A 15,260-nucleotide genomic window follows, 5' to 3' on the forward strand; every position below is an offset into this window, starting at 1 on the left:
ATGAATTAATTACTTTTATATTTAGCTCTAATAAACCTTCTCAAAAACTTTACAAAAGGGATAAAAGCCCCTGTTTTCAATAATTGACAACCTATATAGCATCCTTTTTTAAAACTGAGTTTTTCTGCTTTTTTAAGCAAAACCCCATATTCCAACAAAAATGTGGTTTTCTGTAGCTTATTAAAAAAAGAAAGTTTTTTCGTAACCAGATCTTCTATAAACAATAATCTGGCGTTTTGTTTTAACAGCAGATTATCTGATTTTCCTGAAATGCTGGATTCCGAAATTCTGACATCAACAACGGCCTCATTTATGGTATAAACATAACCACAATTGGTAAAATCTAACCACGCTTTATCGTCGGAATGCCATGCCAGCGGAAAATCCGTAAAACGGCTTTCTTCATAAGCTTTTCTTCTAAAAATATGTTCCGACAAAGAACTTCTTGAATCTCCTTTAAAATGTCGAAAATAGGAATCGGTTACCCTTTCAACTTTCGGATGCAGGTAAACTTCCGAAATCCTCTCACCGGAACGATTGGAATAAGCGGAAGCAAAACGGATAAGATTATATTTTTCGCTTTCAACAGTTCGCAAATGTTTATAAAATTCGGCTACACATTCATTTCCCAAAACATCATCGTCGCCTAAAATCATGATCCATTGCTCCTCATTAATCAGATTGATACAACGTTCCCATTGTTTGACTAATGATAAAGCTCCCATGTTTTTTTCAAACCTGACGTAATGAATATCCAAAACAGCTTTATAATCGGAAATGACTCCTGAAGGATCATTCGGACTTGCATCGTCACCGATGTAAACAACAAACCTTTTATCAGACTGAGAAGCCAAAGATGCTAACGTTTGTTCGAAAAACGAAATATTATAATATGGAATTACAACCGCAAGCATCATTTTTTCACAATTGTTTTAATGATTTCTTTTAAATGATACTTTACGGCATTAAAAGTACTTCTTTTTTGATATCCTTTTTTTTCCATAAGATTCTCCGAAACAAAAGGCAAGTATAATTCAAGAAAATACTTCAAAAAATGATTATCCGTTTCAGCATTTAATAATTTCAGGAATACGTTTGCCTCATCATTATTCTTCTGAAAAGAATAAAATTTCAAATTCCTGTAGACCCTGTAAACCATTATAGCTGCGATTTCCTTATTATCCTTTAAAGCTGAAGCAATTAAAACGAATGTTTTTGTCGACTTATAAAGCATAACATCTGAAGAGTTCCCGGAAAAAACACCCACTCCATGACGGTAAACTGCCATGGTCTCGTCTAAACGTTTTATTTTACCGTGTGACGCTAACAACATATAGAGAAAATAGTCTCCGATTGGGGTTTTTTCAAATTCTTCAGGAAATGATTTAATACAATTCCTGAATACAACAGATGGCGTATGAATATAATTTCCGTATCGCGCCATTGCCTCCATGGTTTCATATTCGGCTGGAACCTCAGTTATCGAATCGTCTCCCAAAACACCATCCGACTGCAAGACTTTGACTTTATGAAAACACAATACATAATCTTGATTTTCTTCTAAAAAATCAATTTGTTTTTGGAGTTTTAATGGGTCGATCCAATAGTCGTCTCCTTCGCAAAGAGCAATATATTTCCCTCTACATTCCTGCAAAGCATGAACAAAGTTAGGCATCATGCCAATATTGTTTTCATGCTTTATATACTTAAGTTTATAAGCATTCGGATGGCTTTCCAAAATTTCATGAATAACATCATGGGTAGCATCCGGTGAACAATCGTTGCTTACAACTAATTCAATTTCAAAATCACATTGTTGCATTAAAACCCCTTCAATAGCTTCACGAATATAATTTTCATGGCCATAGGTAATCATACATATACTAACGAGAGGTTTTCCGTTCATGTTAAAATTGTAAAGGAGGTAATTGTTTTTTAATCATTGCCGGAACACCGACAACCAAACTATTATCTGGAACATCTTTTGTGACTACTGAACCGGCCCCTACAATAACGTTATTCCCTATTTTAACGTCGGGTAAAATAGTTGCATTTGCCCCGATTTGGGAATAGAAACCAACTTCACAACGTCCTAAAAGTGTAGCACCAGGTGAAACTTCAACAAAATCATTAACACAACAATCGTGTGTGATTAAAGAATTATAATAAATCAGACAGCCTTTTCCTACACTGGTGCTATTAGAAAAAATGGCTCCCGGAAGTATATTGCATCCATCATTTATTTGAACCTCAAAAGAACCTATGGTTGCTGAAGGAGAAATTGTAGAAGTAAATACGCCTCCTATTGCTTCGAATTTATCATAAAGCTTCTTTCGTAAGAACGGATTACCAATACCAATTGTAAATCGAGAATCTGTTTTTAAAAAATATTCTTTGGCCGCTTCTATATTTCGCAAAACAGGAAACTGTCCAAACAATCTGTCCGGAGCATCTATGGATATGTCATCGTAAAAAACCAAGTTCTTCAATTGGTCTAATTCACGTACTACTTCCAACACTTCTTTGGCAAAACCTTTAGCTCCAACAATTATCATAAACATCTATTTATAATCCCTACAATATTTTTTAACTCATGTTCTTCTAACCCTACATACAAAGGCAAGCACAATATGCGGGAAGCAATACTTTCTGATACCGGCATTTTGGTCCCCGAAGCATACTCAATTGTATTTAAAGAAGGGTAAAAATAACGTCTTGGGAAAATTTGGTTTTCATTCAGCTGCTTTTGAGCTTCCAACAAAACAGCCTCTGTTTCAAAAATTACAGGGTAATAGCTGTAATTCCAATCGGTATTTTCCCTAATTTTCAAACGTTTCATTTTTGAAAAATCAAGAGCATCATCATAATAATCAACAACTTTTTTCCGTCCGGAGAGTATTTTTCCCATATAAGGAAAAACAGCCAATCCCATGGCCGCCTGTAATTCAGATATTTTCCCATTAATTCCCAGTCCGTGAAAAGCTAATGGTCCGTTATGTCCGAAATTATGACTGTAAAACAGTTGGTGTTGTAAATCGGGATTATTGGCAAACATTGCACCTCCTTCACCGGTATGGAAAAGTTTAGTGGCATGAAAACTACAAGTGCTTACATCACCATAGTCAAAAATCGACTTTCCGTTATAGCTTACCCCAAAAGCATGAGCAGCATCATAGATAACCTTTAAATTATGTTTTTCCGCTATCTTTTCAATCTTTTCAAGATGACAGGGATTCCCAAAAACATGGGTAGCTAAGATAGCAGTGGTTTTATCGGTAATAGCTACTTCAATCTGCGTTTCATCGATAGTTAAATATTCCGGATCAATATCCACAAAAACGGGTTTGCAATTTTCCCATAGTATTGAAGCCGTGGTGGCAACATAACTAAAGGGCGTGGTAATAATCTCACCTTGCTTACCTAATAATTTCAGTGCTATTTGTAAAGGAATGGTACCGTTATTGGTAATAATTATGTTGGAAACCGATAAAAAGCTTTTCAGTTTCTCTTCCAGCTCCAAAACCAGTTCTCCTCGATTGGTAAGCCATTGATTGTCCCAGGCACGTTTCACCTGTTTCTGGTATTCTTCAATTGGTGGAAGAAAAGTTTTGGTAACGTTTATCATAATCTACCAGTTAATTTTATAAGAATCGACAATGCCGTTCTTTTTTATGAAAACCAATTCAACCAACCATAATACTTGCGGTTGAAACGGTCGGTTTAAATCGGTTATTTCAAAAAGTCGATACCCTTTTTCATCCATGAAATTAATCATGTTTAAAAAGCTGTTATCAAACTCCTTATTAAAAACTCCGGCTTCAACCATGAATATTTCAGTCTTTCCAAAAAGAGAATCTGCCCCTTTTAAAACCTCAACATCCAATCCTTCTGCATCTATTTTTACTATATCCGGAGTTGGCAAATTACCTTTCCCAACCAATTCATTCAATGTTACAATTGGAATTTCAATTTGCTCGTACCCTTTGTCTTTTGCTTCTTCTTCTGTATATCGGAAAGAACAACTGTCGTCTCTGTCAACAATAGTAAATTTAAAAGAACCCGATGAGGATCCTGCGCCAACTGGGTGAAAAGTAACTTTATTGTTGGTATCTAAAATATCCTGCAAAGAAGACTGTAGCCATTTTTGCGGTTCGAGTAAAGTATAATAAGCATCCGGAAAATACTTCAGTGTTTCTCTTGTCCAGGTACCATGATTAGCACCAACATCAACAATATGTTTTGGTATAAATCCCATCGCTTTCAAATTTAAAAAAAAGGTCTCTAACAAGTTATTTTTATCAAACTCATTTCCTTGATTTGTAAGACTAACTTTGTTCATATACCCCAATCGCGTTACAATTGGATCTAATACTGCATGTACTATTTTTCTAATTTTTTTTTTCATTTTTTATAAAATATTTAAACTTGAACCCAGTTAAAAACCGGCTTAATGAATCCGGGTTCTTTCCCTAACCAGGCACCTAACTCCCGTTCACCTTCCTGAATTGTAAAACTCATGATATCTGATTCATAAAAAACTGTTTTTTTAGAATCTTCAATAATATAACAGTCTAAAAAATAATTCCCAATATTTAAAAACCCTTTTGGGAAAAAACATTTAATATGGTTTTCACCGTTTTTTAATTTTGTTGAGGAAGAAGTGTTTGAGAAAGTGAACAAAGCCTCTCCGGTATCATTCTTTAGAACATAAGTCAAATGATATCTTTCTGCGTTTTCCTTAATCAGTATTTTTGTATTGAATTCTAATTCCTGATACTCATCAAGAGCCTCACTTGAGGTTTTTCCTTTCGGATTTATGAATATTTCTTTCAGTTTAAAAGAATTAAATTCATATTCATCACCAAATTTTTTATGATTCAAACTTTCCGAATCACCACTTAAATAGGTCGAAACAGCACTTACGGCTGTTCCGTCATAAAGAACAGAACCATTTTTTAAAACAATTCCCTTAGTACACAAACTTTTTACGGCAGCCATATTGTGGCTTACAAAAAGAACCGTTCTGCCTTCTCCTTTACTGACATCACTCATCTTCCCCAGACATTTTTTCTGAAAATCCGCATCACCAACTGCCAATACTTCATCTACAATCAAAATTTCCGATTCCAGATGAGCAGCTACTGCAAAAGCCAATCGCACATACATCCCGGACGAATACCGTTTTACGGGAGTATCAATATAACGTTCCACGCCTGAAAAGGCAACAATTTCATCAAACTTTCGAGTGATTTCATGCCTTCTCATACCTAAAATAGCGCCATTGAGGTAAATGTTTTCACGCCCCGTCATTTCAGGATGAAATCCGGTTCCCACTTCCAATAAAGAAGCGATGCGTCCTTTGGTATAAATTTTTCCGGTCGTAGGTTGGGTAACCTGACTCAATATTTTTAACAAGGTAGATTTACCGGCCCCGTTACGTCCAATAATTCCAACGGAATCCCCTTGGTTAATTTCAAAATTAACATCGCGTAAAGACCATACATAATCACTTTCTCCCTTTACGGCACGATCGTTAGCTTCTCCAATCTTTAAAAAAGGATCTTCCTTTCCACGCAGATTGTACCACCACCGTTTCATATCATCTTTAACGGTACCAGTCCCTACTAACCCCAAACGGTATTGTTTGGAAATATGCTCTGCTTTTATTACTATTTTGCTCATTGTAAAAATCCTCGCTAATAATCTCTTCTCTTTCCCTTTAATCTTTTCCTTTTTTCCTAAACCGTATCCATAAATGATTTCTGCACTTTATTGAACACTACAATTCCTAACGCCAATATTATAAAAGCAAAACCCGTTGGATAGAGTAAAGAGGTCAAACCGAATTCTCCAACTCCAAGATAAGCAAAACGCATGTAATCAAACAACCCAGACAAAGGATTCATCTGAATTAACCATTGATATCCTTCAGGGATGGATGAACTGGGATAAATTACAGGAGTAGCATACATAAACAACTGAATACCAAACCCAATCAACATAGTAAGATCTTTATATTTGGTGGTCATCGACGACAATATTAAACCAATCCCCATGGAAATAACTGCCATTAACACTATCACAATTGGCGTCAACAATATCCAAAAATTAGGCTGTATTTCCCCCTGAAAATAAAAATAAATCACAAATACCAAAAACATCACGAACTGTACCACAAACTTCATAAGATTGGAAATCACAATTGTTAATGGCATAATTAAACGTGGAAAATACACTTTTCCAAAGATTCCGGCATTGGCATTAAAAACTCCTGAAACCGCTGTAAGACAAGTTGAAAAATAATTCCACAAGGTAATACCGGCCATATAAAATACCAATTTTGGCGCTCCGTCTGTTGAAAGCTGGGCAACGTTACCAAAAATAATGGTAAACGTAATTGTAGTAAGGATAGGCTGGATAAAAAACCAAAGTGGCCCTAAAATAGTTTGCTTGTAAACGGTTACAAAATCCCTTCTTACAAAAAGAAAAAGCAAATCCCTGTAATGCCAAACTTCATTCAGCCGCAAATCAAAAAGAGACGTTTGCGACTGTATCACGTGATCCCATTCTCCTTCAGTATCCTTATATTCTTTCATACATCAAAATCGTCAATCCTAATAGAATCATAAAAGTTCATATGTGTCAAAAATTATTGAATTTATTTTAAAGACACTTTAATTTTAAGACGGTGGTATTTAAATAAAATTAATTATTCCCAACGGCCAAATATACTAAAGTTTAAGAAACTAAAAGCAATTGAATACTATTAGAATGTTGTAAATCTCTAATCCGTAACCTCCACAATTCCCTTCTGATTGTCCTCTGGATAGTAAAACTTATAAAAGATCTTACCACCTTAAGCCTGCAGAAGAATTCATCCAAACAACAAAAATGTTTACCTTTGCACCATGTTATCATTTTTCAAATCCAAGCCTGTTTTAAAAGATCTGATTCCCGACCAGTATGTGGACATTCATTCCCATATTCTATTCGGAATTGACGATGGGGCAAAAACAATAGAAGACTCTAATTTTCTAATGCAATCGATGTTGGAAATGGGTTTTTCACAAAGCATTACAACTCCACACACCAGCGAACACGTTTGGGACAACACCCGAGAAAACATTGAAGAAAAACACAAAGAAGTAATAGCGCTTTCTCCGGATTTGAGTCAAAAACTGCAGTTAAGAGCAGCTTCAGAATACATGATGAACGATTCTTTTGTGAAACTTTTTAAGTCCGAACCACTGTTAACCATTAAAGACAATTATATATTGGTGGAAATGTCCTATCTCAATCCGCCCATTCAATTGTATGATATTTTGTTTGAATTGCAGCTTTCCGGCTACACCCCCGTTTTGGCTCATCCGGAACGGTATTCTTTTTTTCATCATAACTTTGCCGAATATAAAAAACTAAAAAAAGCCGGCTGTCTTTTTCAGCTTAATCTGCTCTCCATCATGGGATACTATGGTCCGGATGTAACCGAAGCAGCAGAAAAATTACTAAAAAAAGGAATGATTGACTTTACCGGATCAGACGCACATCATAAAATGCACATCGATGCTTTTTCAAAAAAAATAAGAATTAAAGATGTACTTCCCGTTACGGAAGCCATGAAAAACAATAGTATTTTCAAATAAAAAAGAGGCTTTAAGTCTCTTTTTTGAATTTATCTAAAAACCGGTTGTACCAAGACTTCTTGACAACTTCAACACCATAACCATAACCGTAAGCGCCATACCCATAGCCATATCCTTTACGGATATTGGTATCATTGATAAGAAGCGCCATGTTAGGAAGTTTTTTCTCGTGATAAAACTTATATGGGATGTACAGCAATCCTTTGTCCAGATAATTGGCACGGATTACATACACGAAAGAATCTGCGTGACGGGCTATTAATAAAGTATCCGTAACCAAATGTACCGGTGAAGTATCCACTACAATATAATCGAATTCCGATTTTAACTGATCAAACATAAGCTCTACTTTGTTGCTCATAAGCAATTCTGCCGGATTAGGAGGAATCACCCCAGAAGGCAAAACGTAAAATGCTTCGTAATTCGGAATTTTATGAATTAACGATTCGATAGCCAAATCTTTAGAGGAAAGATAATTAGTAACGCCTTGTTTAGGCAAATGAAGGTAATCCTCAAGTTTCGGATTACGGATATCCATCCCAATCAATAAAACTTTTTTACCGGACAATGCTATTGCTCCCGCCATGTTCACGGCAACAAATGTCTTTCCTTCTTTTGGCAATGTTGAAGTGATAAAGATGGTTTTGGCTCTTCCTTCAGGAACCTGATTAAGCAGAAACTCTAAGTTGGTCCTTGCAATTCGGATAGCCTCTGCGGCACTGGTCGTACTATTGGCTTCAATAACTTCTTCACTGGAATAAGACGTTGGAATATCTCCCAAAATCGGAACCGACATTTTTTTCTCCACATCGGAACGTCCTTTCACTTTATTATCCAACACCTGCAACAGGTAAAGTATTCCAAAAGGTAATAAAGCCCCCAAAGCCAAGGCCATCATATAAATGGATTTCTTTTGGGGGGATACCGGTGCACCGGATGAAATGGCGGAATCAACAACCTTAGCATTAGGCGATGTAACAGCAAGCGAAATAGCGGTTTCTTCTCTTTTTTGCAAAAGATACAAGTATAATGCTTCTTTAATTTGCTGCTGACGACCTAAAGCTCTTGCTTCTCTTTCCAGTGTGGGAATTTTTGAAATCTTTCCGTTAAAAACGGCATTCTGATAAGCCAAGTCTCTTTTTGAAATTTCAAGTTGTCCGCGCAAACGTAAAAGAACTTCGTTTATGTCTGAACGCAGTGCTTCTATTTTTTTATTTAACGTTAAAATCACGGCATTTTGGGGTCCGGCGTTTTTCAACATTCTGTTGCGTTCCAGTTTCAGTTGATTATAACGGTCTATCAATCCGGCCGCATTGGCATCAGTGGTAAGAACATTGGCCGGAATCAAATCATTGGCATTGGCATTTCTAAGATAATCCTGCATAACACCAACCACTTTTAACTTGGTTTCGGTTTCAATTTCTTTCTTCTCAAAATCACTGGCACTGGAAAGAAAGATATCGGTTTCCGACTTGATATCGGTTACATGATTCCTGATTTTAAACGCTTCCGTACTTTTTTCAACACCGTCAAGTTCATCGGCAATTATCTTAAGACGGTCATTAATAAATTTTGAAGTACTTTCAAAAACAAGGTTTTTATCGGCTACGACGTCCTGATTGTAAACCGCAACAAGTCCGTTCAGAAAATCTTCCGCTCTTTCCCCTACCGGATCCGTAATTGAAAGTTCCACGATCGTAGTACGGTCTCCTGATTTCTTAACCGAAAGACGTCCTTTATAACTCCCCGCCACAGCCGAAACCGGACGCATCTGAATCATTACCTTAAAAGGATTTTCCTTGAAATTTTTCCTTTTATCGGTTTCAAAAACAATCGCTTTCCCTTCTCTTAAGGTTACCGTTTGCCCATATTGATAAACACCCAATTTATTCTCATTCCTGTCATAAAGAATATAATGGTTTTTATCGGAACTGATTACTTTGTAAACAATACTGCTTTGCTCAAAACCATCGTTAAACTTTAAAAAACTGAATTGAATAGGCGATTTTTTATATAATTCTTCCGATTTTACTCGGCCTTCATTGATGTAAGAAACGTTTAGTCCTAGAGATTTTACGGCATTTTTGATCAAGGTTCTCGATTTAAGAACTTCTATTTCATTATCGAGGTTACTTTTAATATTCGACAAAATGGCTAAATCCGAAAAAGCATTCATTTGTGTATCAGCGCCTCCTTTTTTTTCATCACGAAGCATTAATGTCGTAACGGCGCTATATTGCGGAATGGTATACCGAAGATAAATATACGCTCCTAACAGGCAAACTATAATCCCCAACAGAAACCATTTCCAGTTACTCAAATAATAGTCAAGCTGTTCCTTGATATTAAACCCGGAATTAAAGGTATTGCTGTCTTGCGGTGTATAATCCTGTTCCATGATTACTTGGTGAAAATTAAAATGATACCGATAGCAAAGGACAAGACTGACAAGGTTGTTCTGATATCCGAACCAATGACCGAATTGTTGATTTTGGTTTTATTAGGCTCCACATAAACCACATCATTCTGAGCTAAATAATAATACGGGGAAGAGATGAAATCAGCCTTGGTGATATCGACTTTTTCAATGGTTTTTTCACCGTTTTTTTCCCGGATAACCATAATATTTTTCCTTTTTCCATAGATTGTTAAATCCCCGGAAAGACTTAATGCTTCCAAAAGGGTAATGCGCTCTCCCTGAACCTTGTGAACTCCCGGACTTGAAACTTCTCCCAGTAAAGAAATTTTAAAATTGGTAATTTTAAGCTGAATGGTAGGATTGGTAATATGCTCTTTAAGCAGACCTATGATTTTTTCTTTAGCCGCCGCACAGGAAAGGTCGGATAGTTTTATTTTACCGATTTGAGGAAAATCAATTTCGCCGTTTTTATCAACAAGATAAACATCGCCCTGACTTTGTCCTCCCATAGCACCTTCAACAGGAGCCGATTTCAGATTGTACGGAACAGCAACTTCCGGATTTTCGGCAGAGACAATTATTTGAAGCATATCGTCCGGCTGAATCAATAATTCATAAGAATTGGAGTTCTTACCGGCGTTCGCAGAAGCATTTTGCAGATAAACAATTTTTTTAGGAGAGGCACAAGATAGTACCGCTAAAAACACTGTCATCATAAAACATCGTACCGCTATTTGCTTACTGCTCATAAATACTTTTTTTGCAAAGATAAATTATTTTTTCTCGCAATGACTTTAAAAAAGGGAAGTCTGTTGGGTTTCTGATTAAGAATCCAATGTTTCGTAGGTGGAATTCATGCTTCGGAATTCGGGAACGATTTCTTTCATTTTAAGAACGATATCCTCAACCAGGAATCCTTTTGCGATTGAAATCAACTGACTTACCTTTTCTTCTACAATTTCATAATCATCAAACGCATCCTGGGCAATCATGATTTTTTCATGGTGTGTAGGCAGTGTCTTGGCTGAATCGTTGAGCAATTCTTCATACAACTTCTCGCCGGGACGCAAACCAATAATCTGAATTTTAATATCTTTCTCCGGTCGAAGTCCGGCCAAACGAATCATTTTGGTTGCCAGATCAATAATTTTGACCGGTTTTCCCATATCGAAAATAAAAATTTCCCCTCCGTTACCCATGGCTCCGGCTTCCAAAACCAACTGACAGGCTTCCGGAATGGTCATAAAATACCGAATGATTTCCGGATGGGTTATGGTTATCGGGCCACCGTTGGCAATTTGTTGGGTAAACAACGGAACCACAGAACCATTCGAGCCCAAAACATTTCCAAAACGGGTAGTGATGAATTTTGTGGTAATCACTCTGGATCGATTGAGATATAAAAACAACGACTGAACGTATTTTTCGGCTATACGTTTACTGGCGCCCATTACATTGCTCGGGTTAACCGCTTTATCTGTGGAAACCATTACGAAACGTTCCACATTGTAAGCAACTGCAAGATCGGCAAGGTTTTTAGTCCCCATTACATTTGTAAAAACTGCCTGGGCCGGATTGACTTCCATTAACGGAACGTGTTTATAAGCCGCCGCATGATACACAAAATTAGGGCGATACGTTTTAAAAACAGATTCCATAACCTTATAATCGCGGATATCGGCGATAACAGAACGCACCAAAACACTCGAATATGTTTTGTCAATCTCCATACTTAAATGATGTAACGGCGTTTCGGCCTGATCCACCAAAATAATTTTAGCCGGCTCAAAAGCATGAACCTGCCATGCTATTTCACTACCTATGGAACCCGCGGCACCGGTTATCAGAACCGTTTTCCCTTTTATTTGTCCGGATATGGTTTTATTGTCGAGTTCAATAGGCTGGCGTTCCAACAAATCGGATATCTGGACATTTTTAATTTTTCTGGAAATGCTTTCTTTGTCTTCAAAATCGGTGATTTTCGGTGTGGAAAAAACTTTGAAGTTGAATTCCAGACAGTCGTCAACAATATCGAATTTTTCTTCGTTGGTCAGAGAGTCATCAGCAATGATAAGCGCTTCGGCTCCTTTATGACGTAACAGCACCGGCACGGGTTTATTCTGTTCGACAATAGGCAAATCCAGAATACGTTTAGAAGTATTTTTGCTCGCTCTGTCTATAAATCCAACCACTTTAAATCGGGCCGGGCTTTCCATTTGTATGGCGCTGGCAACCGCTATGGCATTCGCTCCCGTTCCGTATAATAACACTTTGGTAATCTGATTGTTTTTACTCTCGTTGATATAGTTTTCAAAAACCATTTTTACGATAATCCGGTACAGTAACAAAAAGCAAAAAGTAAGCAGAACCGTTATAAAAAGTCGGGTGTTCAGGAATAATTTATCGCCAATAAAAATATTCCAAAAGGTATTGAGTAACAGTAAAAACAAAAACGTAGACGATTGCGCCATGAACAACTTTACCGCATCGATAAAAGTGGAATGTCGAATAATTCCCGAATAGGTTCTAAATACCCAAAAGAAGAAAACTGTAACCGAAACATACAGCAACGAAATCATCGGCACGTTTGAACTTACCAAAAAATCGAGTCCGATTCCTTTTAACAGCAAATAACTCAAAAAACCCGATAAAAAAACCATAAAAACATCCAATGCCAATATAATCCACCTTGGGAGATAGCTTAAATTTTTGACATTAAAACTAAAACTGGCTTTTTTAATTGCCTGCTCAAAAACCGTTTTTACCTTAAGCATCGAATTAGTATTCACCGTTTATATTTTTTGACTTTTAAAAAAAACATCTAGAACGTTCTCAAGTCGTAAATAATCATCATCTGTTAAATTTGATCCGGAAGGAAGGCACAACCCGTCTTCGAACAACTTTGATGCGACATCACTTCCGTAATATGGATAATGCTCAAAAACCGGCTGCAAATGCATGGGTTTCCAAAGCGGTCTGCTTTCTATGTTTTCAGCTTCAAAAGCCAGACGCAACTCTTCTCTTGATTTTCCTGTTTTCTTCTCATCTATCACAATGGCAGACAACCAATGATTTGAAAACCAATCCGAAGCAGGTTCTTTTAGCACGCTGACACCGTCTATGCCCGCAAAATAATCCGAATAAAAAACATGCGCTTTTCTTCGAAGTGCCACGTGTGCATCCAAAACTTCCATTTGTCCTCTGCCGATGCCGGCACAAATATTACTCATTCTGTAATTATAGCCTATTTCACTATGCTGATAATGAGGTGCGTTATCTCTTGACTGTGTGGCAAAAAATATTGCGCGTTCTTTCAATTCTTTGGATTTAACCACAATAGCGCCACCTCCAGAAGTTGTTATGATTTTATTTCCGTTAAACGACAACACGCCAATAGCACCAAAAGTCCCGCATTTTTGTCCTTTATAAGAACTTCCTAATGCTTCTGCGCTGTCTTCCAAAAGCGGAATTTGATATTTTTCAGCAATTGCAACAATTTCAGCCACTTTAAAAGGCATCCCATATAAATGTACGGCAATAATGGCTTTGGGTTTCTTTCCCTTGGCAATACGATCGGTTATCGCTTCTTCCAAAGCAACCGGACACATGTTCCAGGTTTCCGGTTCACTGTCAATAAAAACCGGTGTAGCGCCCTGATATAAAATTGGATTTGCAGAGGCAGAAAAAGTCATGCTCTGACAGATTACTTCATCACCGGATTTGACACCTAAAAGAATCAATCCCAAGTGAATCGCCGCGGTTCCGGAGCTTAATGCTCCAACGAAAACATCTTGAGCCAAATAGTCTTCCAGATCAGATTCCATTCCGGAAACATTTGGTCCCAGAGGGGCAATCCAATTGGTATCAAAGGCCTCCTGAATATACACTTGCTCCTTCCCGCCCATGTGAGGCGAGGAAAGCCAAATTTTTTCTTTATTCATTATCAACTAGTTAAGTGTAGCTTTGGGGAAACTAACGCACAAATGTACTGAAACTTTTATAAGTAATCATCACTTAACTTTAAAATTAAAACATTTTGTGAAATAGCGTTTTTATAATGATTTTCACATCCCCAAAGAAGGTCTGACTGTAGTAATACTGTAAATTTAACCTTACCTTGTCCGGAAACAAAACGCAATCATTGTATTCAAGCGCATTTTCCTGTAAAGCCAAAATCTGTTCTTCATTATAGTACTTCAGCGAAGCTTCACTGGTGAGTCCGGGTTTTAATTCCAATATTTTTCGCTCTTCTCCTTCCAGACAATCGTAGTATCCTTCAACATCAGGACGTGGCCCCACCACACTCATATCGCCCAGTAAAACATTGATAAACTGTGGCAATTCATCCAATTTTGAATTTCGTAAAAAAGCACCAACGCCCGAAATCGTGGCAACTCCTTCTTTGTCTTTCCGAATGGTACGCAATTTGACTATGATAAACAGTTTACCAAATTGCCCTACCCGTTTCTGAAAAAACAACCCGTTTGATTTCGTATCAAATGCGGCAAACACCCAACTGATAAGGATAATCCAGCTAAAAAAAATCAAAGCTGTGAAAGAAAACACGATATCAAAAAGGCGTTTCAGCATACTTACGAAGGTTCGTTGAATTTTATTATCCTGCCCGGGTTTCCAACAACAATTGCATAATCGGGCAGATCTTCAATAATTACGGCACCGGCGCCAACGGTAACCCATTTTCCGATTTTAATTCCCTGAATAACACTTGCTCCTATGCCAATCTGTGTCCCTTCACCAACGGATACGCCACCCGCCAAAGCAGCATTAGGAGAAATGTGCACATAATTTTCCAATACACAATCGTGTTCGACAATAGCCCCCGAATTGACAATACAATGATTCCCAAGCGTTGAAAAAGCGTTAATGACTGCGTTGGGCATAACAACCGTACCCATTCCGAGTATTGTCGAAGGTGAAACTACTGCCGAAGAATGAATGGCAGTATAAAACCGAACGTTAAGCGATTCGGCAATTCTTTTGCGAAACGTATTGTTTCCTATCGACACCACAAGAACAGCTTCGGCATCCAAAATGATATCGGAAGTCTTAACCACGGGAATGCCACATATGAAATCGCTTTTAGGAGTGTCATCCAAAACCGCTTCTACCACAACATGCTGTTGCTTTAAAATATCGATAATCACTTTACTGTGACCGCTTGCTCCGTATAAATACAT

Annotated in this window: 14 protein-coding genes; 1 reads left to right on the forward strand and 13 read right to left on the reverse strand. The window is 37.4% G+C overall.

Features of this window, described 5'->3' with window-relative positions; all coding sequences use genetic code 11:
- Window positions 1-5: 5 nt before the first annotated feature.
- From FCR2A7T_RS05380 to FCR2A7T_RS05410, 7 genes are read right to left on the reverse strand one after another with little or no spacing between them, the layout of a single operon-like run.
- Complete coding sequence (locus FCR2A7T_RS05380) at window positions 6-917, reverse strand: glycosyltransferase family 2 protein (RefSeq protein ID WP_051369511.1); 912 nt, start codon at window positions 915-917, stop codon at window positions 6-8.
- The gene (locus FCR2A7T_RS14730) at window positions 914-1,906 is read right to left on the reverse strand and encodes a glycosyltransferase family 2 protein (protein WP_081709368.1); all 993 of its coding nucleotides are present in this window, start codon (window positions 1,904-1,906) and stop codon (window positions 914-916) included. The genes FCR2A7T_RS05380 and FCR2A7T_RS14730 overlap by 4 nt, the downstream gene beginning before the upstream one ends.
- Window position 1,907: 1 nt before the next feature.
- On the reverse strand, window positions 1,908-2,555 hold the full coding sequence (locus FCR2A7T_RS05390; RefSeq protein ID WP_035117558.1) for an acetyltransferase: 648 nt from the start codon (window positions 2,553-2,555) through the stop codon (window positions 1,908-1,910).
- Window positions 2,552-3,625: a DegT/DnrJ/EryC1/StrS family aminotransferase gene (locus tag FCR2A7T_RS05395; RefSeq protein WP_023570276.1), complete on the reverse strand. Its 1,074-nt coding sequence runs from the start codon at window positions 3,623-3,625 to the stop codon at window positions 2,552-2,554. Before FCR2A7T_RS05395 ends, FCR2A7T_RS05390 begins: the two co-directional genes overlap by 4 nt.
- Window positions 3,626-3,628: 3 nt before the next feature.
- Window positions 3,629-4,405, reverse strand: a complete 777-nt coding sequence (locus FCR2A7T_RS05400; RefSeq protein WP_023570277.1) for an FkbM family methyltransferase — start codon at window positions 4,403-4,405, stop codon at window positions 3,629-3,631.
- A gap of 14 nt (window positions 4,406-4,419) precedes the next feature.
- Complete coding sequence (locus FCR2A7T_RS05405; RefSeq protein ID WP_023570278.1) at window positions 4,420-5,682, reverse strand: ABC transporter ATP-binding protein; 1,263 nt, start codon at window positions 5,680-5,682, stop codon at window positions 4,420-4,422.
- 56 nt (window positions 5,683-5,738) lie between these two features.
- The gene (locus FCR2A7T_RS05410; RefSeq protein WP_023570279.1) at window positions 5,739-6,596 is read right to left on the reverse strand and encodes an ABC transporter permease; all 858 of its coding nucleotides are present in this window, start codon (window positions 6,594-6,596) and stop codon (window positions 5,739-5,741) included.
- Between the two features lie 312 nt (window positions 6,597-6,908).
- On the opposite strand from FCR2A7T_RS05410, the gene FCR2A7T_RS05415 reads away from it, so the two are divergent.
- Window positions 6,909-7,643, forward strand: coding sequence for a tyrosine-protein phosphatase (locus tag FCR2A7T_RS05415; RefSeq protein ID WP_023570280.1), 735 nt, complete (start codon window positions 6,909-6,911; stop codon window positions 7,641-7,643).
- A gap of 10 nt (window positions 7,644-7,653) precedes the next feature.
- Here the strand turns inward: FCR2A7T_RS05415 and FCR2A7T_RS05420 are convergent, their stop codons facing one another.
- The 6 genes from FCR2A7T_RS05420 to FCR2A7T_RS05445 all read right to left on the reverse strand — a co-directional run bounded on the left by FCR2A7T_RS05420 (window position 7,654) and on the right by FCR2A7T_RS05445 (window position 15,260).
- Window positions 7,654-10,041 carry a GumC family protein gene (locus tag FCR2A7T_RS05420; protein ID WP_023570281.1) on the reverse strand — a complete coding sequence of 796 codons (2,388 nt, stop codon included), beginning with the start codon at window positions 10,039-10,041 and terminating at the stop codon, window positions 7,654-7,656.
- Window positions 10,042-10,043: 2 nt separating this feature from the next.
- A complete protein-coding gene (locus FCR2A7T_RS05425; protein WP_023570282.1) occupies window positions 10,044-10,811 on the reverse strand; it encodes a polysaccharide biosynthesis/export family protein in 768 nt (255 codons plus the stop codon).
- A gap of 75 nt (window positions 10,812-10,886) precedes the next feature.
- Window positions 10,887-12,851, reverse strand: coding sequence for a polysaccharide biosynthesis protein (locus FCR2A7T_RS05430; RefSeq protein ID WP_023570283.1), 1,965 nt, complete (start codon window positions 12,849-12,851; stop codon window positions 10,887-10,889).
- A 3-nt stretch (window positions 12,852-12,854) separates the two neighbouring features.
- Window positions 12,855-14,003, reverse strand: a complete 1,149-nt coding sequence (locus tag FCR2A7T_RS05435) for a DegT/DnrJ/EryC1/StrS family aminotransferase (RefSeq protein WP_023570284.1) — start codon at window positions 14,001-14,003, stop codon at window positions 12,855-12,857.
- Between the two features lie 85 nt (window positions 14,004-14,088).
- Window positions 14,089-14,652: a sugar transferase gene (locus FCR2A7T_RS05440; protein ID WP_023570285.1), complete on the reverse strand. Its 564-nt coding sequence runs from the start codon at window positions 14,650-14,652 to the stop codon at window positions 14,089-14,091.
- Between the two features lie 2 nt (window positions 14,653-14,654).
- Window positions 14,655-15,260, reverse strand: a complete 606-nt coding sequence (locus FCR2A7T_RS05445; RefSeq protein WP_023570286.1) for an acetyltransferase — start codon at window positions 15,258-15,260, stop codon at window positions 14,655-14,657.

This window comes from Flavobacterium cauense R2A-7 (genome assembly GCF_000498475.1).
Classification (GTDB): Bacteria; Bacteroidota; Bacteroidia; order Flavobacteriales; family Flavobacteriaceae; genus Flavobacterium; species Flavobacterium cauense.

Coding starts and splice junctions, on each gene's coding strand:
- FCR2A7T_RS05380 (WP_051369511.1), bottom strand. CDS start 917: ATGATGCTTGCGGTTGTAATTCCATATTATAATATTTCGTTTTTCGAA.
- FCR2A7T_RS14730 (WP_081709368.1), bottom strand. CDS start 1,906: ATGAACGGAAAACCTCTCGTTAGTATATGTATGATTACCTATGGCCAT.
- FCR2A7T_RS05390 (WP_035117558.1), bottom strand. CDS start 2,555: ATGATAATTGTTGGAGCTAAAGGTTTTGCCAAAGAAGTGTTGGAAGTA.
- FCR2A7T_RS05395 (WP_023570276.1), bottom strand. CDS start 3,625: ATGATAAACGTTACCAAAACTTTTCTTCCACCAATTGAAGAATACCAG.
- FCR2A7T_RS05400 (WP_023570277.1), bottom strand. CDS start 4,405: ATGAAAAAAAAAATTAGAAAAATAGTACATGCAGTATTAGATCCAATT.
- FCR2A7T_RS05405 (WP_023570278.1), bottom strand. CDS start 5,682: ATGAGCAAAATAGTAATAAAAGCAGAGCATATTTCCAAACAATACCGT.
- FCR2A7T_RS05410 (WP_023570279.1), bottom strand. CDS start 6,596: ATGAAAGAATATAAGGATACTGAAGGAGAATGGGATCACGTGATACAG.
- FCR2A7T_RS05415 (WP_023570280.1), top strand. CDS start 6,909: ATGTTATCATTTTTCAAATCCAAGCCTGTTTTAAAAGATCTGATTCCC.
- FCR2A7T_RS05420 (WP_023570281.1), bottom strand. CDS start 10,041: ATGGAACAGGATTATACACCGCAAGACAGCAATACCTTTAATTCCGGG.
- FCR2A7T_RS05425 (WP_023570282.1), bottom strand. CDS start 10,811: ATGAGCAGTAAGCAAATAGCGGTACGATGTTTTATGATGACAGTGTTT.
- FCR2A7T_RS05435 (WP_023570284.1), bottom strand. CDS start 14,003: ATGAATAAAGAAAAAATTTGGCTTTCCTCGCCTCACATGGGCGGGAAG.
- FCR2A7T_RS05440 (WP_023570285.1), bottom strand. CDS start 14,652: ATGCTGAAACGCCTTTTTGATATCGTGTTTTCTTTCACAGCTTTGATT.
- FCR2A7T_RS05445 (WP_023570286.1), bottom strand. CDS start 15,260: ATGTATTTATACGGAGCAAGCGGTCACAGTAAAGTGATTATCGATATT.